The organism is Mesorhizobium sp. M4B.F.Ca.ET.203.01.1.1 (assembly GCF_004791025.1).
GTDB lineage: Bacteria > Pseudomonadota > Alphaproteobacteria > Rhizobiales > Rhizobiaceae > Mesorhizobium > Mesorhizobium abyssinicae.
The window spans coordinates 1-308 of the sequence record NZ_SRUO01000213.1; the positions used below are offsets into that span (position 1 = coordinate 1).

At 54.5% G+C, this 308-nt stretch carries 1 protein-coding gene; it reads right to left on the reverse strand.

The features are described 5' to 3' along the window. A partial coding sequence (locus tag EN846_RS34380; protein WP_135928144.1) for an aldehyde dehydrogenase family protein occupies positions 1 to 308 on the reverse strand: 308 nt, incomplete at both ends.

Genomic DNA, 308 nt, shown 5'->3' on the forward strand with positions numbered 1-308 from the left:
CCCAACAACTCCGATGGGCTGCTTGATCACGATGATGCGCTTATCCGGCTGATGACCTGGAATGGTGTCGCCGTAGACTCGCTTTGCTTCCTCACCGAACCACTCGACGTAGGATGCACCATAAAGAATCTCTCCCTTCGCCTCCGTCCATGGTTTCCCCATCTCTAGGGTGAGGATAGTGGCAAGATCATCGACATTCGATACTATGAGGTCGTACAGTTTTCGCAGGACTGCGGCGCGCTCCTTACCCGTCCTTTTCGCCCAGTTCTTTTGGGCAACATAGGCCGCCTCAATCGCCGACTTGACCT